The sequence below is a fragment of the Shuttleworthella satelles DSM 14600 genome (assembly GCF_000160115.1).
GTDB lineage: Bacteria > Bacillota > Clostridia > Lachnospirales > Lachnospiraceae > Shuttleworthia > Shuttleworthia satelles.
The window spans coordinates 922,223-940,631 of the sequence record NZ_GG665866.1; the positions used below are offsets into that span (position 1 = coordinate 922,223).

General features: G+C 50.7%; 19 protein-coding genes. All 19 read right to left on the reverse strand.

Translation table 11 applies throughout. The features are described from left to right. The 19 genes from GCWU000342_RS04100 to GCWU000342_RS04185 all read right to left on the reverse strand — a co-directional run bounded on the left by GCWU000342_RS04100 (position 1) and on the right by GCWU000342_RS04185 (position 18,407). Entirely contained in the window at positions 1 to 2,352 is a 2,352-nt protein-coding gene (locus tag GCWU000342_RS04100; RefSeq protein WP_006906015.1) for a glycoside hydrolase family 31 protein, read from the reverse strand. A 69-nt stretch (positions 2,353 to 2,421) separates the two neighbouring features. Beyond that, positions 2,422 to 3,591: an ATP-binding protein gene (locus tag GCWU000342_RS04105; RefSeq protein WP_045000666.1), complete on the reverse strand. Its 1,170-nt coding sequence runs from the start codon at positions 3,589 to 3,591 to the stop codon at positions 2,422 to 2,424. Positions 3,592 to 3,879: 288 nt separating this feature from the next. Beyond that, on the reverse strand, positions 3,880 to 4,179 hold the full coding sequence (locus tag GCWU000342_RS04110; RefSeq protein WP_006906017.1) for an ArsR/SmtB family transcription factor: 300 nt from the start codon (positions 4,177 to 4,179) through the stop codon (positions 3,880 to 3,882). 25 nt (positions 4,180 to 4,204) lie between these two features. Then, the gene (locus GCWU000342_RS04115) at positions 4,205 to 6,103 is read right to left on the reverse strand and encodes a heavy metal translocating P-type ATPase (RefSeq protein ID WP_242649973.1); all 1,899 of its coding nucleotides are present in this window, start codon (positions 6,101 to 6,103) and stop codon (positions 4,205 to 4,207) included. 67 nt (positions 6,104 to 6,170) lie between these two features. Next, entirely contained in the window at positions 6,171 to 6,389 is a 219-nt protein-coding gene (locus tag GCWU000342_RS04120; RefSeq protein WP_006906019.1) for a cation transporter, read from the reverse strand. Between the two features lie 511 nt (positions 6,390 to 6,900). Further along, entirely contained in the window at positions 6,901 to 7,917 is a 1,017-nt protein-coding gene (locus GCWU000342_RS04125; protein WP_006906022.1) for an N-acetylmuramoyl-L-alanine amidase, read from the reverse strand. 9 nt (positions 7,918 to 7,926) lie between these two features. Then, positions 7,927 to 8,208, reverse strand: coding sequence for a holin (locus GCWU000342_RS04130; RefSeq protein WP_330360267.1), 282 nt, complete (start codon positions 8,206 to 8,208; stop codon positions 7,927 to 7,929). After that, positions 8,195 to 8,533, reverse strand: a complete 339-nt coding sequence (locus GCWU000342_RS04135) for a hypothetical protein (protein WP_006906024.1) — start codon at positions 8,531 to 8,533, stop codon at positions 8,195 to 8,197. The genes GCWU000342_RS04130 and GCWU000342_RS04135 overlap by 14 nt, the downstream gene beginning before the upstream one ends. Continuing rightward, positions 8,530 to 9,891: a hypothetical protein gene (locus tag GCWU000342_RS04140; protein WP_006906025.1), complete on the reverse strand. Its 1,362-nt coding sequence runs from the start codon at positions 9,889 to 9,891 to the stop codon at positions 8,530 to 8,532. Before GCWU000342_RS04140 ends, GCWU000342_RS04135 begins: the two co-directional genes overlap by 4 nt. Continuing rightward, on the reverse strand, positions 9,891 to 10,943 hold the full coding sequence (locus GCWU000342_RS04145; protein ID WP_006906026.1) for a hypothetical protein: 1,053 nt from the start codon (positions 10,941 to 10,943) through the stop codon (positions 9,891 to 9,893). The genes GCWU000342_RS04140 and GCWU000342_RS04145 overlap by 1 nt, the downstream gene beginning before the upstream one ends. After that, positions 10,940 to 13,279, reverse strand: coding sequence for an RICIN domain-containing protein (locus GCWU000342_RS04150; RefSeq protein ID WP_006906027.1), 2,340 nt, complete (start codon positions 13,277 to 13,279; stop codon positions 10,940 to 10,942). Before GCWU000342_RS04150 ends, GCWU000342_RS04145 begins: the two co-directional genes overlap by 4 nt. Beyond that, a complete protein-coding gene (locus GCWU000342_RS09920) occupies positions 13,279 to 15,879 on the reverse strand; it encodes a phage tail tape measure protein (protein WP_006906028.1) in 2,601 nt (866 codons plus the stop codon). The genes GCWU000342_RS04150 and GCWU000342_RS09920 overlap by 1 nt, the downstream gene beginning before the upstream one ends. Positions 15,880 to 15,889: 10 nt before the next feature. Beyond that, on the reverse strand, positions 15,890 to 16,015 hold the full coding sequence (locus tag GCWU000342_RS10840; RefSeq protein ID WP_278081234.1) for a hypothetical protein: 126 nt from the start codon (positions 16,013 to 16,015) through the stop codon (positions 15,890 to 15,892). 44 nt (positions 16,016 to 16,059) lie between these two features. Beyond that, complete coding sequence (locus GCWU000342_RS04160; protein WP_006906030.1) at positions 16,060 to 16,452, reverse strand: hypothetical protein; 393 nt, start codon at positions 16,450 to 16,452, stop codon at positions 16,060 to 16,062. Positions 16,453 to 16,507: 55 nt separating this feature from the next. After that, a complete protein-coding gene (locus GCWU000342_RS04165; RefSeq protein WP_006906031.1) occupies positions 16,508 to 17,095 on the reverse strand; it encodes a major tail protein in 588 nt (195 codons plus the stop codon). Between the two features lie 8 nt (positions 17,096 to 17,103). After that, complete coding sequence (locus GCWU000342_RS04170; RefSeq protein WP_006906032.1) at positions 17,104 to 17,415, reverse strand: hypothetical protein; 312 nt, start codon at positions 17,413 to 17,415, stop codon at positions 17,104 to 17,106. Beyond that, complete coding sequence (locus GCWU000342_RS09925) at positions 17,412 to 17,822, reverse strand: HK97 gp10 family phage protein (RefSeq protein WP_006906033.1); 411 nt, start codon at positions 17,820 to 17,822, stop codon at positions 17,412 to 17,414. The genes GCWU000342_RS04170 and GCWU000342_RS09925 overlap by 4 nt, the downstream gene beginning before the upstream one ends. Then, a complete protein-coding gene (locus GCWU000342_RS04180; protein ID WP_006906034.1) occupies positions 17,812 to 18,126 on the reverse strand; it encodes a hypothetical protein in 315 nt (104 codons plus the stop codon). Before GCWU000342_RS04180 ends, GCWU000342_RS09925 begins: the two co-directional genes overlap by 11 nt. A 2-nt stretch (positions 18,127 to 18,128) precedes the next feature. Further along, the gene (locus GCWU000342_RS04185) at positions 18,129 to 18,407 is read right to left on the reverse strand and encodes a hypothetical protein (protein WP_006906035.1); all 279 of its coding nucleotides are present in this window, start codon (positions 18,405 to 18,407) and stop codon (positions 18,129 to 18,131) included. Positions 18,408 to 18,409: the final 2 nt, after the last annotated feature.

Sequence of the window (18,409 nt, forward strand, 5' to 3'; positions counted from 1 at the left end):
CTACTTCAGCTCGTAGCTGTTTCCTCCCAGGGGCTCTTCGACCCTGATATGCGCATAGGGATGACCATATCCGTTCACAGTCTGCCTCCCGATCAGCCGGCCATCCTCCTGGATAAATTCGTAGATATCCACCTTGCCCTGCCGATAGTCGAAATCCTCTCCGTTATCCCGATAGTGGCGATAGCTGCCCCTGCCCGGGAAGACCTTGAGAATTAGGCTGTCATATTCCCTCTCCCCAACATACTGCATGACTTCCCAGTTGGGGATAATCGCCCCGGCTCTGGCAAAGAGGGGGAGCTGGTCTAAGGCCGCGCTGACCACCTGATAGGACCCTCCCTCATAGACAGTCCCGGTAAAATAGTCATACCAGGTTCCCTGGGGGAAATAGACAAGGCGCCGGGTCTTCCCCTGATCCACAACAGGAGCCGCCATCAGGTCCTCGCCGACCAGAAACTGGTCATTGATCGCAAAGACATTGGGATCATTCGGATAGTGGAGCACCAAAGGGCGCATCAGCGGAAGACCCGTGAACTCCGTCACCCGGCAGAGGTCATAGAGATAGGGCAAGAGCCGGTAGCGCAGCTCGACGTATTCCCGGTAAATATCCAAAACCCTGCTTGTAAACTGCCAGGGCTCCTGAAAGAGGCAGAATACGGCGGAGTGGTTGCGAAAGAGAGGAGAAAAGACGGCTGCCTCAATCCACCGCGCCATAAGCTCGCCATTGGCGTCCCCGGAAAAACCTCCGAGATCCGTCCCTGCCAAAGAGAATCCGGACAGGCCAAGGTTGCATAGCTGGGGAATCATCATCTGCAGATGGGACCAGATTGACTGGTTGTCCCCGGTCCAGACTGTGGCGTACTTCTGTCCGCCGGCATAGGTGGCCCGCGTAATGACAAAGGGCCGCTTGCCATTGGCCTTTCTCAGCCCCTGGCTGGTCGCCTTGGACATAAGATAACCGTAGACATTATGTATTTTCGCGTGGGATATAGGCTGATCTTCCCGATGAAAGCAGACGTCATCCGGCAGTTCTCCCCGAAAAGAAGCCGGTTCATTCATGTCATCCCAGGTAGCGTCGAATCCCCAGTCCGTCAGAATCTTCTCTTTTCCCGCCCACCAGTCGCGCACTTTCCGGCGCCCGAAGTCCGGGAAGACGGTATCTCCCGGCCAGACGGCATTGACATAGACCTGACCGTTTCTATCCCTGGCAAAGTAATCGCCTTCGATTCCCTCATCATAGACGGCATATCCCGGATCCTTCTTGACCCCGGGATCGATGATCGGCACCGCGTGAAAGCCTTTTTTATGTAGGTCTTTCAGCAGTTCCTGGGGACAATCGCCATAATATTTTCTGTCCCAGGTAAAGACCCGGTAACCGTCCATATAGTCGATATCGAAATGGATGGCATCACAGGGGATTCGATATGCTCGCATCTGATCTGCGATCCGACGGAAGACGCGGGCAGAGTCATAGCCCAGGCGGGACTGCTGATAGCCGAGCGTCCACAGCTGGGGCAGGGGCTGGCGCCCGGTCAGCTCCGTGTAGAGGGAGACGAGGCCGACCATATCGGGGCTGTAGAGGATGTACTCCACATGATTCCCCCCATTTGCCTGGTAGTAATAGAGCTCCGGGTCATCTCTTCCCAGGTCGATATGGCTGCGGCAGGGATTGTCATAGAAGAAGCCAAGCACTCCCTGGTCCCTTCGGACAATGAGAAAAGGGATGGACTTATAGGTGGCTGTCACCTGTTCCGTGTGTGTCTGGGGGATATCCGAATTCCAGTTGTCAAAGGCATAGCCCCTCTTATCCAAAAAGCCGGTCTTGTCACCCAGGCCATAGAAATGTTCATCTGCGTGCATTTGCCTGGTCACAATGAAGGAGGGAACCTGCTTGATCTTCTCTAAAGGGTTCTCATGCCCCTCCTCCTCCATCACGGTCTTATTATCTGAAACCGCCCCGAAGATCCCGCCCAGCTTCTCCTCGGTCTCAGAGGTCATGCGGGCCGGCTTGACCAGTTCCTTGTCCCCGCTTGCGGCCAGTAAATTTCCTTTGGTATCGTAAATTGTGTTGGTGAAATCATCTCCGATCACAAGAGAGAGTCTGCCTGTCTTAAGGGTCAGCCTGGCCCGGGCCCCACTGCCCTTTCTGAGGGTGATGTCCACGTCCTGATGGAGGTCTTCTTCCACGGCATAGGATTCATCCTCCCCGCTCTCATAGGCGACAAAGAGCTTGATCAGATCCTCCCGCAGGATATCCACCGAGGCCTCAGCCCCCTCGTAGTGCAGACGGATGACAGACCCCTCCCGGTCATATCCCAGCAGCTTTCCCAACTTCTGATTCTTCTGTTTTGCCATACAGATTCCTTCTCTTCCCGACACATCTGCGATAAGCAGCGCAGATACCCCGGTGATTTTGATTTTACATTATGATTCCGAATCCGGTCTGCATGGTTCCGAATCCGGTCTGCCCGCTTTTTCGTACCAGTCCAAAAAGCTGTGTTTGACCCCCTGTTCCTTGTAGGCGATTACCGTCTGCAGGTTGACATTTTCCACGCTCCGAAAAATATTCTTCTCTACATACGGATTGGTCTTCTTGAGCTCTCTGATCAGGGCCTTGATTTCGGCCCGCTTGGACCCGGTCTCTGCCCCTCCCACAACGGAACAGGAATCCGTCAGACGGCAGGCGCAGAGGATAAAGCGCAGGTCATTGTAGCGGGCCCAGTGGATAATGTCCGCCTCACGGACCAGATAGAGGGGGCGGATCAACTCCATCCCCTGAAAATTCGTGGAGTGGACCTTGGGCATCATGGTCTGAATCTGGCCGCCATAGAGCATGCCCATCAGGATGGTCTCAATCACATCGTCAAAATGGTGGCCCAGAGCGATCTTATTGCAGCCCAGCTCCCTGGCCTTGGCGTAGAGATGGCCACGCCGCATGCGGGCGCAGAGATAGCAGGGATTTTCAATCTCCTCTCCGGCCACGATATCATAGATGGAAGATTCAAAGACCCGGATAGGGATTCCCAGAAGCCTGGCATTATCTGTGATCCTCCGGTAGTTCTCCTCATTATAGCCCGGATTCATAAGCAGAAATTCCAGACTGAAGTTCTGCTTCCCGTGCCGCAGGAGCTCCTGAAAGAGCTTGGCCATTATCATGGAGTCCTTGCCTCCGGAAATACAGACGGCGATCTTGTCTCCGTCTTGGATCATGCCATACTCCCTGATGGCCCTGGTGAACTTGCACCAGATGTCTTTCTTAAACTTCTTGATCAGGCTGCGCTCAATTTCTCTGGTCCGGTCGGCGACCCTGTCCTCTTTCTCCATAAATCGCGAGAGCTGATAGCGAATATAAGCCTGGTAGCCGTGCTCGATCGAATAGATCTCATAGCCCAGAGCTGACAGGTCTCTGGCGACCTCCTCCGAATGTTCTCCCGAATAACACAGGAGGTAGACTGGCCGATCCAGGGGAAGCTCCTCTTTTCTTTCGACGACCTCCTCCCAGAAGATATTTCCGGCTCCCTCGATGGTATCCTTTGCAAACTCCTCCTGACTTCTGACGTCGATCAGGCACTTGTCCCTCGGGTCCTCCATCATCTGCTCTATAGTGCGAACATAGGCCCTTCGTCCTGAGTCTGTCTCCTCTGCAGCCACAGGGAATTTTCGTCCAGGCCCCGCTTTCTCTTTGGCCACAGAGACTTTCTCAACCGAAGTCTCTGCGCCTGTGACAGAAATTCCCCGATCAACACTCTGCTCATCTTTGGCAGAAGTCCTCCGATCAACATTCTTCTCGTCTCCGGCAGAAGTCCTCCGATCAACACGCTTCTCCTCTCCGGCAGAAACGCTCTGCCCCATGCCGTCCTGATTTATCTCCTGACTCACCTCTCACTCCTCTTCCACATGCTCTAAGGCGGTGCCTATAATGCTCGATACATGCGCGTCTGCCAGAGAATAATAGATCTGTTTTCCATCTCTTCTGGCCTTGACCAGACGAGTGTTCTTTAAGATCCGCAGCTGATGGGAAATCGCCGGCTGGGTCATGGACAGGGTCTCCGCCAGATCGCTCACGCAGATTTCACCCTCGCTGAGAGCGCAGAGAATGCGGATACGGGTGGCGTCTCCGAAGATTTTAAAGAGCTCTGCCAGTCTCAGCAGAGACTCCTCCTTGATGTCAAAAGCTTTCATATTGTCCGAGCCCTATCTCTTTTTTCTACAGTTTCTTTACAAAGAGTACCCGAACCGCGTTGATTACGCAAATAACCATGACGCCCACATCGGCGAAAATCGCCAGCCACATATTGGCGATCCCGAGAGCGCCGAGCACAAGGCAGGTCAGCTTCACACCGATGGCAAAAACCAGGTTTTCATAGACAATCCTCATGCACTTTCTCGCAATTCGGATGGCCTTAGCAATCTTCACGGGATCATCATCCATGAGAACCACATCGGCGGCCTCAATCGCAGCGTCAGACCCCATAGCCCCCATGGCGATTCCAATATCCGCCCGGGTTAAAACCGGGGCGTCGTTGATCCCGTCTCCCACAAAGGCAACCGTCTCTTTCCCCTCTTTTTGACTCAGGATATCCTCCAGGGCAGATACCTTATCCTGGGGCAGAAGCTGGGACCGGACCTCGGAGATTCCCACCTGATTTGCAATATTTTCCGCCACAGCGCGACTGTCCCCGGTCAGCATCACCTGACGGCTGACCCCAAGCTTCTTTAACTTGTCAATCGCCTCTTTCGAGGACTCCTTGACCTGGTCCGCAATCACAATATGGCCGGCATATGCCCCGTCCACTGCCATATGAACAATGGACCCCACAGAGTGACACTCGATGAAATTGATCCCGACGGTATCCATCAGTTTGCCGTTTCCACAGGCCACCTGATGTCCGTCGACCCGGGCAATCACACCCTGCCCGGAAATCTCTCTCACATCTCGAATGACCGAGAAATCAATCGGCTTGCCATAGGCTTCTTCCAGAGATTTCGAAATCGGATGAGAGGAATTGGCCTCTGCGTGAGCCGCCAGACGAAGCATTTCTTCATGGTCGAAGGTCGCATGGTGCAGACCGCTGACCTGGAAATTCCCCTTGGTAATGGTCCCGGTCTTGTCCATGACAATGGTCTTAATCTTGGACAGGGTCTCCATATAATTGGATCCCTTGATGAGAATCCCCGAGGAAGAAGCTCCGCCCAGGCCTCCGAAGAAGCTGAGGGGAATAGAGACAACGATGGCACAGGGACAGGAAATAACAAGAAGGGTCAGGGCTCGATAAATCCAGTCGCCCCAGTCGGGATTGAGACCCATAATAAGGCGAATGACAGGGCCTATGAATGCCAGAGCAAGGGCTGAATATACGACAGCCGGGGTATAATAGCGGGCAAACTTGGAAATGAAGTTCTCTGATCTGGACTTTCGGGAGGAGGCGTTCTCCACCAGGTCTAAAATCTTAGAGGCTGTGGACTCCTCAAATTCTCTTGTCGTCCGGATTGTCAGAAGGCCATCCTGATTGATACAGCCGGAGAGGACTTCTGATCCTTCCGCGACCTCTCTTGGGGCGGACTCTCCGGTCAGAGCGGCCGTATCCAGACTGGATTTTCCCCTGATCACCGTCCCGTCAATGGGAATCTTCTCCCCAGGTTTTACCGTGATTGTCGATCCGACTCCTACCTGATCCGGATCAACCTGGACTGTCGTTCCGTCTTCTCTCAACAGATTGGCGTAGTCCGGACGAATATCCATGAGAGCTGTGATGTTCTTTCGGCTCCGACCGACAGCGACAGACTGGAAGAACTCCCCGATCTGATAGAAGAGCATAACCGCGACACCCTCGCGGAAATCGCCCAGAGCCATGGCTCCGACGGTGGCGATCGCCATGAGGAAGGCCTCATCAAAAGGCCGCCTCTTGGCGATATTTCGAGCAGCTCCCTTTAATACCGGCCAGCCCAGGAGAAAATAGGGAATCAGGAAGAGGCCATTTTGGATGTATTGCCCGATTCCCTCCGGAAAGGGAAGCAGGGAAATAAGAATCCAGAGAAGGCCGCCCAGCACAATTTCTTTGAATGCTCTCTTCTGTTTTTTGTTCAGATCACGAAACCAGGACATGAAAGCTCCTTTCATCTTTTGTTCAGATCACGAAACCAGGACATGAAAGCTCCTTTCATCACTCTGTTCAGAAGAAAATCTCGCAGTCGTCCTCCACCTTCCGGCAGTTTTCCAGTACGCGCGGCATGACCTCCGCGGGATCGGCTCCATCTTCAAATTCCACCTTCATCTGAAGCAGCATAAAGTTGACCAGGGCATCTTTCACTCCATCGGTTTTTTGTGCTGCCTCTTCCATCTTGTTGGCGCAGTTGGCGCAGTCAACATCGATCTTGTAGCTCTTCTTCATGGAATTTCTCTCCTCTCCTGCATCGAAATATCAAAATTGAATGACGTCTCTATACATATGATTAGTTGTTCATATGTTTATGTTTAGATGGTATCTTTCTTTGATGCTTCTGTCAAGACTTGTTTTTATTAAAAGAACTCTTTTTACAGCTGGAATTACCGGGTCTTTAACGACATGATTTCTAAAATAATGACTCAAAACATGACCACAAAAAAGAAAAGCCCCCAAAACAGGGACTTTTGCGAAGCAAGATACGGGAGTCGAACCCGAAAAGGCTAATATCCCGCAAACGCCGTAAAATCAGCATTTTCCAAAATCTTCCGTATTTACGCTGTTTGTAAATGATTCTTGTCTATCAAATTTGAATGCTGAAAACCATATTTTTACAACATGTATGACACAAAATATGACACGATTATGCACCCCAAGATTATAGCTGCGGATAGAGTACATCGACAAACTTTATTTCATTTTTCAATAAAAAAAGAGGAGGCCGAAGCCCCCCCTCATTTCACTTTACATATCTCTCTCCATCCATAATCAGGCATACCCAGCCGGAGGGTGTACGCCCCCAAGTGGAGATCGACAGGTGGACAATCTCTTTGAGAGTGAAAACCGTACCATGCGGGTAGCTCTTAATCACCGCATGATTGAGCCCGGCGCCATCACGCACACGCAAGGATGATGCGGTTACAGTGTAGTTGTGGCCAACCTCCCACCCATCGGATGGGCCTTGTGTGCCTCCCGCACTGTACTCTCCTCGATCTGCAGCATAAGCCGCCCCCCGCATCTCAAGACAAACCCAGCCGGAGGGTGTACGTCCCCATGTAGAGATCGACAGATGGACAATCTCTTTGAGCGTAAAGACTGTCCCTCTAGGATAGGACTTTATAATGCCGTGATTCAGGCCCGCACCGTCGCGCACCCTCAGGCTGCCGACGATCACCTCGTAGTTGTGGCCCACGATCCAGTCCCCTGCAGGAGCCAACGCAGGTGTTTCCTCCGGCGCAGATTGTTCTGCTGGCACGCTTGCGGTCGCAATGCCTGCCTTAAACACAGCCCACACAGAATCATTGAGCAGTTCATTGGCATTGGGGCAGAGCTTCCCGTTGACATCGTAGTGGCGGAGGATATGGGCGCTGTCAATTCCATGCCTCTCGCAAATCTCTCTTCCCAAGGCCTGCGCTCTAGCGATTGTCGCATTACCGATTCTGCCATCTGCATGCACGCACATCTCAATAGATATGCTATTAAAGTTGTTTGCTCTCAGATAGTAGGGGATGTGCCAGCTCTGGGGCCTGCCTCCTACGGAGTAAGCGACTGTGTCCTCCGGCACAGACAAGATTACCTCAGCGTCATCCACAAAATAATGCGCTGACGCGATCGGGCCTTCGCCCCTAGCAAAATAATTGCCGTTCCCCCGGGCTGTATCCCCTCGATTGGCCGTGTAGTGATAAATCAGGTAGATTATCTTGCTTCTTTTCCCGCCATGCATCCTCGGATTAGCGGGTATATAGGCATAACTCATGCGTCCTCCTTATCCCTGTACATTTGCCTGATCTGTCTCATCACCAGGCTTATATGCTCCTGCGCTGTCTACCTCCGGAATACCGGCAATAGAAGTTAAGATAGATACAAGTCCGGCAAGTACACTGGCGGACCCAACCATAATCCAGTTGACCTGACCCATAACCGCAGATGTGCCGATCGTAGCGATAGCGGTCTGTGCAGCGGTCTTTACCGCACGCACTGCCGCCGCCTTTACCCACGCAACTGTGTCAACGCTGGGGTTAAATACCGCACTCTTAAGCATTGTCATTTTCTTTCTCCTCTCTTCTGTCCTTATGGACAATCTCATCAATTCGATGGTGCGCCGATTTTGCAGACTGCTCGACGGTGAGCAGTCGATTGCTTATATCTGCGACTGTGCTCCGGAAGGCCTTCTGGTCTTCCTTAATTTCTGTTGTATCTTTTTGGATGTTTTGCAGTGCGGTTTCAATCTTGGCTCCTCTTGCCGCTTCCAGCCTCGCCTTCTCGATCTCTTCCCGCACATCACCCCCGTTGTTATGCACCGCCGTAAGGATCCCAAAAACCACGGTCCCAATCAGGGATGCAAGGGCTACTAAAATTGCTGGCTCTATCACTTGTACCGCCCCCTCACGTAAATCCTCACGGTATGCGACTTATCCAGGCCATCACTGCCCGTCGGCTGGTAGAGGGTAAAGTACACACGGCCTAAGCTGTCAAGGTTTGGATCCTCGGAACTTGATGTAACCCAGCCGTCCCGATCGGTATCAAGATGCACATCCTCTAAGGCGATCAGCTTGATCGGCAGATGAAAGTACTCTCTGTATGACCAGATCTCAGCACTCCCAACTTTGCTCCATCCAGAGGTGGAGTCGACCCCAGCAATCACCCACATCTCGCAGAGGCCGCTTTTCCACTTGCGCCAGCTCCAGGTTGTGCGCTCTGGGCTAAAGTACTGATCCATCACATAATCCTTTGTGTCATCTGTCTTTGCTTTTAAGTCTGAGATTGATGCGAGCACAGATCCAAGGATTTCCCGGAATTCGTCCTTAATCTTAGCTTCTAAATTTTTGGCGTTTCGCCCGCCTTCAAAAGCCTCTTTCCACTCCTCGACGGTTCCTCCGACAGATGTATTAATTGGATCGCTCAAATCTCTGAAATTGATTCTTTTTGCTATAATTTCAGCCTCGTCATTTGCAGAATGCGCTTCGATCGCGACAGCGTGTTCGCCGTTAGTCACAATTAGTGAGCTCGATCCATTCGACACAAGAGTTGCGTTGGAAACACTCTTCATTTCTCCGTCTAAATAATCGTGTGCATTGTACATCTCCAAGTGTGCGCCAGAACTCTGTCCTATCCGCACGGCCTTTCCGTCAAAAACAAGCGCGTTCCCGCTCAACTGCATCAAGGTAGTGTTACTTGTGTCTTTGATCTTATAGGATCCGCTTGCATCCAATGCCACATATGGAGTCGAGTATGTCAATCCATCCTCCGACTTTCCAAGGGTAATTCCTTCTTCTGTCTCTCTGATCAGATTTTTAAGCATTTTTGTCTCCTCCTTTGCTTCTGCCGCTGTCTGCTTAGCTCCATCAGCCGCTGACTGTGCCTGACTCGCCTTATCAGATGCCTGCTTGGCGGTGTCCTTGGCCTTGCCTGCGTCGTCTTTAGCCTCCGTCACTGCCTTCTGTGTCCGGTCGCCGCCGCCGACAACTCCCGTCACTGTAGGCGTTTTTGCCTTGCCGTCGGCTCCCAAGAGCTCCACGCGCACGGTATCGCCCTTTTTGACGGCCACGGTTGTGGCGATCGGCACGCTCTGGGAATCGTCCCCGCTGATCGTCACGCCGCCCATATCGATGTAGACAGTCCCGTCAACGCTGTCTGACGTAGCCAGTGCTGTCACGGTAGTCGTCGTCGCTGTTTCTTTTGGCTCTGCCTGTTGCTCGGCAAAAATTTTTGCCATGTCTAATCTGTCCATCACACCTCCTTAAGCGTTAGCTTTTGCGTCAGGCTCGATAAGCTGATCGAGTCGATATTTTTTATCATGCATTTTCGCCGGATGCCGTCTAAATCTGTATACATGACGATCTCCCCACAGGAGCAAGGGAAGTACATCGTGGTCATTGTGTAGCTGATGGTATAGCCGTTGTTTGCCGCATAGCTATCGGCTAAATCTTGTGCAGCCGCTTGCGTCTGTGGCTGTAAGTCGCTGATGCTATATACTTTTGCCCTTGTGTACCCCCTCCTCTGGAGGGAGGCTCTGGATGATGGACGCACGTCTGCTTGTGCTACAATCTCCCGATTGTCACCGCTATAGATCACGATCGCCCGGCTCTCCATGTCATAAAGAGTCGTACTCCGCTCGATACCATCATCAAGGATCATAGACCGCTCCGATGTCGCATCAAGTTCCCAGCGCACACCCCTGGATGCAGGAGCGATATAAGGCTCGGCTGTGATGCGCCCGTGGCCGTCGACGGACAAATAATTCCTTGACACCGTGCAGATGTCTTTCATGATGCTAAGATAAGACTCCCCCAAGTCATAAGCTTTCGAGGATCCGTATCTATAGTTGAGCGCTCCTGCCTTTGCTCTAAAAGTTTTTTCACAGACTTTTGCCACCGACTCAAGAGCAGTTAAAGCATAAGCGCCTTTCCCGATCGTCCAATGATTGCCGCAAAAGTCCTCTTTCAGCGTCCAAAGGACGGATTGGAGTTCGTACTCGATCGAGTGTAAACCTGCACTTACAGAGTCACCAGTGATGCCTGATACCACAAAAGTGCCGATTTCAGATTTATAATCTGTCCCTGGAATCGTGTCTACGATCCGAATCCAGCTGTCCTCGATATAGTCACTTTCAACAACCTTAATTTTTGCACTCGCCCTTGTCTCTGTCTCATGGCCAAAAGATAAGGAGCAGTCCTCAAGGACTACTCCTGTTAACTCTCCCCGGATGGAGTTGAGATCATGCGGATCTACTTGTAAAAACTCCCACGCATGCTCCACTCTTGGATCTTTCCAGTCAATCATATGCTCTCAACCCCCATCTTTACACTTACGGATCCATGCTCGTGACCTCTTGCTGTATGGCTAAGATCTACGGAGGCGATCGCGACTTTCTCCCACTCTCCATAAGGAGAGCGATAGATCACATGATGCGCATCTGCCAAAGCCAAGAAGTCCTCGCGAGTCGAATGCTCTACATGAGCATTCAAGTAAATTCCGGATACTGTCTTTTCTTGCTTTTCGGATGCACCAAAGCGGTAGATCGGATACTTTCGACCTGTGGTCACTGCAGAGGCGATTTGTGCCTGTAAGATGTCGCTTACAGATGGAGCCTCATCTTTAGCAAGACCTAAAGCGCACTCGTAAGCCTCGCCTTTCTTTTTATACGTCCAGAGATACCAGTCACAGGTGACCTTGGCCTGATTTACTGTGGTATACGCGCCCCATTTAGAGCCGTTTTTTGCTAAAAAGCAGACTCGCCAATCCACTCCGATCGGTGGAGCGATGAGGAATCTTGTATCTGCTCCCTGGTCAGTCAGCCGATCGCAAGGTTCCATACGGTCTCCAAAAAGGAGATAACACTCGGTGATCTCCTGCGTTTTGGTGGATCCGATGTAGTGATTCCCGATTTTTGCCAAGGATCCGACGACAGAAAGCCCCGCATTCGTGGCAGCTGACAAGGTCATCTTTTTTGTGACGGAAGTCTCGGCTCCGGCATTTGTGACGATCTGCATATAAAGATCAATCGCAGCCCCATCTTGCGGGATAAAATTCAGTTTAGAATTTGGGATTGTGACCTGCCCCATCCTTGGCTGACCGGATGCTGTATAAGAGCACAAAGGCTTGCCACTCACGGATGCCTTAATTTTTATGCGATTCCCACCATGCTTATAGTCACTCTCATATGCCACAGAAAGACCCTCGACTGACCAGGACACGGATCGTATGGTCAAGGCTGCCCTCCATACAAATTTAAAAAGCTTAGAAGCTGCCGCACCATGAGCATTTAGCCCGCTTTTATCCATATAGTCCTTTTCGTATCTGCGGACTTGTAACTCAACCTCCGCATAGTCGCATGTGGTATTATCCAAGGTTACTCCGATAGATGAGGGGCTTTTTTTCAAGGCTGTGTCGGCAGTCGTGATGTTCGGCTCTCCGGAGAGGCCCCATCCGGAGTTAGAAGCGGATCCGTCTCGTAAAGATCGGTAAGAACTCCATGCCGAGATAGACTTATCAGGGGCTTGTATCCTCACTCTATATCTGGCCTGATAAGTCGTCCCTTCGCCTCTCCACTCCGGATAAAAGTTTTCAGACCCCTTTACTGAGATCCAGTACGTCCCCTTGATCTGCAGATCTGCAGGCATTGACATATCTGCCGCAAGCATGTCCGCTCGCTCAAAAATCCATCGCTGAGCTAAGCTGTTATTTTTTGGATATAGCTGCAGATTTGTTTCCTGTTTAATGTTTCCACCAATAACATCAAGGCAAAGTGTCTCCCCGTTGGCGGCAGTGTTATGGATTTCATAAGTCGGCACAAGCACGCCGTTAAATTTAGCTAAGCCGGCCGGGACGATCAGCCAGCGCATATCCTGCTCCGGTGAATGATGCTCTCTGACATCCTCAAGCGACCACTGATCGACCGGAGTTGACTTGCCAACCCGATCATCTCCGACAGCGTCCAGATACTTAAAAGAGTGTGTAGGGATGATATGGCTGTAGCCGTTGGCCGCGTAATCCCTGACCCAGTAAACCTGATGATTGCGCCCGTTGTAGGCCGATACCATAGCACGCGCGCCGTTTGCTGTGCTTTCCCAGGCGATCCCAACGACAATCTTAGGATCTAAGGCTGACCGTATGGTGTATGTTCCTTGCGGGACCGGATCCGCAGGCACAAAGGCCCACATCTGATCTAGGGCCGTACCCTCATCCGTGGATAGGCCGATGTCACCGCCTGCAGAGGGCGTCCCTGTGCCTACGCACTCGATCAAAAGAGTCGGTTTGCTGTAAGACCTGATCTTATAGGCCTGATACTGCCTGCCAGCAATTGTAATCTGCTTACCATCTACCGGGTCTATCTTATACGCCTGCGAGGCTTTTCCCGTGGGATCCCTCTGTTGGATGGTCCTTGCGGTCGTGATATTTTCGTCCAGCAAGCCCAAGGCTTTCCCGGATTTTGACATCATAAGCCGCCTACTCCCGTCTTGCATCGTCCACACAGTGACAAATTGCGCATCGGTGCCGTTGGCTGGCCAGACTTGGATGTTCGCCCCGTTTAAGGTCGTATCTCCCGCACAGTCCAATACAAGGTCTGGATTGGCCCCGTTGACGAGGATATATGTTCCATCTGCTATTGTTGCCATTAGTACATCCTCCCCTTTCTGAGCATTTCCGCGACAAAATCTGTGATACGGCTGTCCATCTGCGCCGTGTCGTTAAGTGTGATCCCATCAACAACTACCTGATACGTTGGTCCACTTGACAACATGGATTCTAAAATCCTGCCACGCTCCGCATTTTGGGCTAGCAATTTTGAGAGGAGTCCGGCGATCTGTAGAAGAACCTCACCGCCTCCGGATTCTTCCCGGACGATCTTTCGGAGGTCGTCAAGCGCACCCACAAACTCAGGTCGCTTCTCTCCAACTCCGATAATCTGCGGTCCAGAAAAAATGCCACCTCGATCGTACCAGTCGATCCCGATATGCGGCAACTCCGGTGGAAATTTGCTTAGATCCAGCCCACCCGAGACGGTAAAGTGAGGTAGCTTGATCTTTGGAAATTCCAAGTGCAGCCCTGCCCAAAAGCCTTTGATCGCATCAAGTCCAGATCGAAAAAACTCTTTTGCTTTTCCCATCTTGTCGCCAGCTCCTGCGGCAAATTCGCCTAATCTTGCGAGCCCATTTTGCACACCTCCGGACAGTTTCTCGCCGATAGAATCTCTGATGGATCCCATCTTCTCTCGCGCGGATGCTGCCATTTCATCAAAGCGTCCACGGGCATTTCCGACCATCTCTCCGAGCTTTCCTCCTGTGATGTTGTTAAGAAAGTCATAGCCTGTCATAAAATGCCCTTTGACGCCTTCCATTGTAGCGGCGACAGCTCCTTGCAGTCCGCCGCCGTGCTCATCATAGGCTTGCCGCATCGCGGATAAGTGCTGTGTCATGGTTGCCTTTGCAGCCTCCCACGCAGCTCCGACTACTTGCCCAATGGGGCTGTTAGCCACATGATCCTTTAAGGCATTCCATTTTTCCTGTACGCCGTTTTTAATTCCTTCCCAAGCTTCATGTGTTTTCTGCTTGATCTCTCCCCATTTTTTCTGGATATTTTCGCCAAGTTCTTTTGCTTTTGCTTTGATCTTGTCCCAGTTTTTATAGAGTAATACCCCCGCAGCAACTGCTCCGCTAATCGCAAGCACAATCCAACCGATAGGGCCGGTTAGTACGCCAATAGCAGCACCAATCGCAGGGAGAGCTCCAGCAACTGCGCCGACAAGAGAAATGACCTTTCCGATGATGAAAACGAGTGGCCCTATCGCCGCAACAATGAGACCGATTTTTACGATCATCTCCTGCTGCCCTGGTGACAATTTCTGGAACCACTCATTCAGTTTTTGCATGCCGGCAACCAACTTTTCGATGATCGGTGTTGCCATCGTCTGGACCGTCTCGAATAGTTGTGCACCGGTCGATTTTAAGCTGTTCATCGCAATCTTCATGCGATCTACCGGCTTGACAGTCCGATCAAAGGTTCCCTCAGTCGCCCCTGCGTAGTCCTGTAGGCTTTTTCCCATTGCATCGAGACTCAGCTTGCCTTCCATCATGGCTTTGGCTAGCTGTGGCCCGGCTTTTGCACCAAAGATTTCTGTGGCAGCTTTCATCTTGTCTGTAGAGCTTGCTCCTGATTTCATCTTGGCATCAAGCTCCTCAAGCATTTTTGTGGCCGGTTTCCCTTCCTTCGCTGCATTTTTAAGCACGGCCTTCATTCCAGTCATTGCCGTTGATGCGTCTATTCCGTTTTTATCTAGGCTTGCTAAAAGAGTTGCGGAGTCTGATGCAGATAACCCTATTTCCTGCAAAGACGGGCCTAGCTGCGTCATGCTTTGTGACAAGCTTGTGACGGAAATCCCCGTATCTTGGCTCTGCTTAGTCAGCATGTCTAAGAAATCACCTGCCTGCTCTGCCGGAATGTTGAATGCCGCCATAGCCGCCTGCGAAGAGTCAACTGCCTGTGTGACATCTTCGCCGTTTATTTTTGCAAATTTTACATATTTGGCAGATAAATCTTCGAGAGCCTGTCCGGTCAAGCCAAAGCGAGTGTTTACCTCTCCAATTGCATCTCCTGCAGTCTTAAAGTCAGTCGGTACAGAACTTGCGATTGACCTCATCCGGTTTTCCATGTCCTCTAGGGCCTCGCCAGTTGCCCCCGTCTTGGTCTTGACGCTATCCGCGCCTTCTTCAACTTCCTTCCATGCGGCTCCGGCCGCAACTCCGATCCCGACAATCGGTGCTGTCACATGTGTCGAAATGCTCTTCCCTACCGATGTGATTTTGGCTCCAAAGGATTTCATGCGAGCACTTAAAGCTTTTAGACTCTGCGCTCCGGAAGACCCAAATCGCTTCGCTTCTTTGGTTAGAGCCGTCAAGGAAGTCTTAGTTATTGCGATCTCTCGTTCGAGTTTGCGATATTCCTGGCTGTTTTTATCAACTCCTTTTGCATCCAGCTTTTCCTGCGCCTGCTTCAAGGCATCAAGCTTTGTCTTTGTCGCTTGAATCCGATCGGCTAAAAGTTTCTGCTTTTCTTTCAGCAAATCGACATTCCCGGGGTTTAGCTTTAGAGCCTTATTGACATCGCTTAGCGATCTCTGTGTGCCTTTGATCGACTTCTGGGCTTTCGAGAGGGCATCAGACAGTCTTGTCGTGTCTCCGCCAAGCTGGATTGTGATGCCTTTGATTGTTCCAGACATTTTTCACCTCCTAAAAAGCATCAAAATCGGCTTGAACTGCAACCCGATCTTCCGTCTTGCATTCTCCATTAAGCGAATTCCACTCGACAATATAATCAACCCACATGCCCATCGTCATTAGCTTTGCATCATTCATGCTCAATCCTCTTGCCACACCTGCGGCGAGAATCGTGTTAATCGTCACTCCGTCGCCTTTTTGAGTTCCTTCAGGGACGGAGTCCGGGAGTTTTTTGATGTGAAAAATGACTCTACTGTTTCCGGAATCAGCTCCTCCATGATATCCATGACGCAGAAATCGTCTCCCAACTCAGTGATCCATGCCACAAAGTCAGGGATCGAGTCATCACAGAGCCTTGCCATCGCCCAAGCAATCTGAGCGATACAGATTACACCAAGATCTTCGAAAAATACCGCGGTCCGCTCCGTGTCATCCTTGGCACTAAAAGCCTTAATGATTGTCGGAATCATGATCTTTGACGGATCCGTCCCGAACTGTGCCTTATAAACAAAAGTCCACGCAAAAGCGGTTGAAAATGCCACCTCTCTGTCTCCGATTTTTAAAGTTTTTACCATGCTTACCTCACTTAAAAAAACAAGTGCGGCAGGTTATCCTGTCGCACTTATATCGTCAATGCCCGGGAGTTACAGTGGAGTCCTTTTCATAAGGTTTTTCTCCATATAAAGAGTTGTAGCCGGCATCACCCTGTTCAGCACTCGCCTTCACAATCCTTGTGTCAAGCCTGGGCTTTGCGGAGAATGAAAGCTTTGCCTCATTGTACTTCTTCTTTTCTTCAATCGTCTCTGAGGAAATGTCCGGACGAGTTGCAAGGCAACGGTAGAAAACATGTCGCCGCTGGTTGATGTCTCCCTCGAACTCGCAAGCCATCGCAAACTCTGCCGGCTTTGCTTCTGAGCTCTCAAAGATCACTCCATTCTTGTCCTTGATCTCCTTTAGAATCTTGACCCGAAAATCCTCCGGGACGTCAGCAATGGTCAGATCGCCACTATATCCGTTGTTCGTCACAGTACTGACATACGTGGCATTGTCTGCATAAAATGAGTCGGTTGATCCCTCTGCCTTCAGCGCCAAATTGACGGCTCCGGGGATCTTAAACTTTTCTCCATAAGTCGGGACTCCGTCATCACTTGTCGATGTGATCGGCCAAACGATGACATTCCTTAGTCCATAGGTTACCTTATTTTTCTCTGTTCCCATTTTTCCTCCTAACAATAAAAAACAGTCTGAAACATCTTTTCTGTGTCAATCCAATTGGAGGCACCGCCAGACCAGGGGATCTCATACTTACAGAAAAGATCGATCAGGATTTTTTCCGCTTCTAAGTCCTTTACCTTCGTGTAAAGTTCGACCGCAAAAGACGGCGTCCAGTCATAGACCGTGTTATCGGCATAAAACTGCACTTTTTCAGTTTCAAAATACGCGATGTATTTTTCAGATTTTGGCGGATCCTTGAATTGATAGTATGCAAAAGGGATCTTAGACTCCTTTAGTATTTGAGTGATGGTCTCATACTTCATAATCTCATCTCCTCGACCGCATCAGCAAATCTCCTTGATGCCTCATGATTTACTTTGGCTATATGCGGGAAAGTTTTCGACCGCCTCCCCGTCTTTGCAATTACATGTCCAAACTCCAGAAGATGCGTCAGCTGATAATGCTTGGAATTGTGGACTTCATAATTCACAATTCCAACTGCATTCTCATCGACTTTTACCTTCCAACTTTTTGCGTAAGAGCCAGGCGGGTATCTGCGATCAAATCCATCCGTCCGTACAGGGGATGTCTCCTTGAGTTCTTTCGCGCCATAATCAGCAGCTTCTTTTGCGGCCTCGTTCACTTTCTTTATGACTTCCAACTTCATGTCATCAAGCGCTCTATTGACCACATCACTTAGCTGATCGATGCGGACGATTTCATCTTGCAACTCCAGTCACCTCTCTGTAGTAAAGCTCTATACCTCCGTCTTCGGTCGGATAGGTGCGATATATGAAATATTTCTCCCCCTCAATTTCCAAAAAACTCTCTTTCTTGTAGTCAGCCTCATCTCTCAGAAACACCATGCCTTGCGGATTTAACCCGGCCTGCGCTACGGATGCCCACTCCTGCCTTGAGATGCCGTGAAGCGTTCCAATGACGCTCCTCCTCACTTCTTCGCCAGGGATCTGCTGCCCGATTCCATCAAGTCTATACTTGATGGAAATTAGAATTACATCTGCAATTCTCTCCATGCTCACCTCCGGTTATAATCTCCGCAGAGTGCAAGAGCAGCCTTAAGATGCTCATAGGCCTGTCCAAAGGTCTCCGCATTACTGTCATACCCAAACTGGGATTTCAAGTATAGTTTCAACGCCTGCTGAATCAACGGGTCTTCTGGATCCACTTTTACAACTCCACCAATCAACAAGTCCATCAGGCAGGCCTCCACGACCTGCCTGATCTCCTCATCTCTTGATCCGATTCTCAGCCATCCTTTGGCTGAGTTAATCAATTCTGCGCTAATCTCAGCCATCA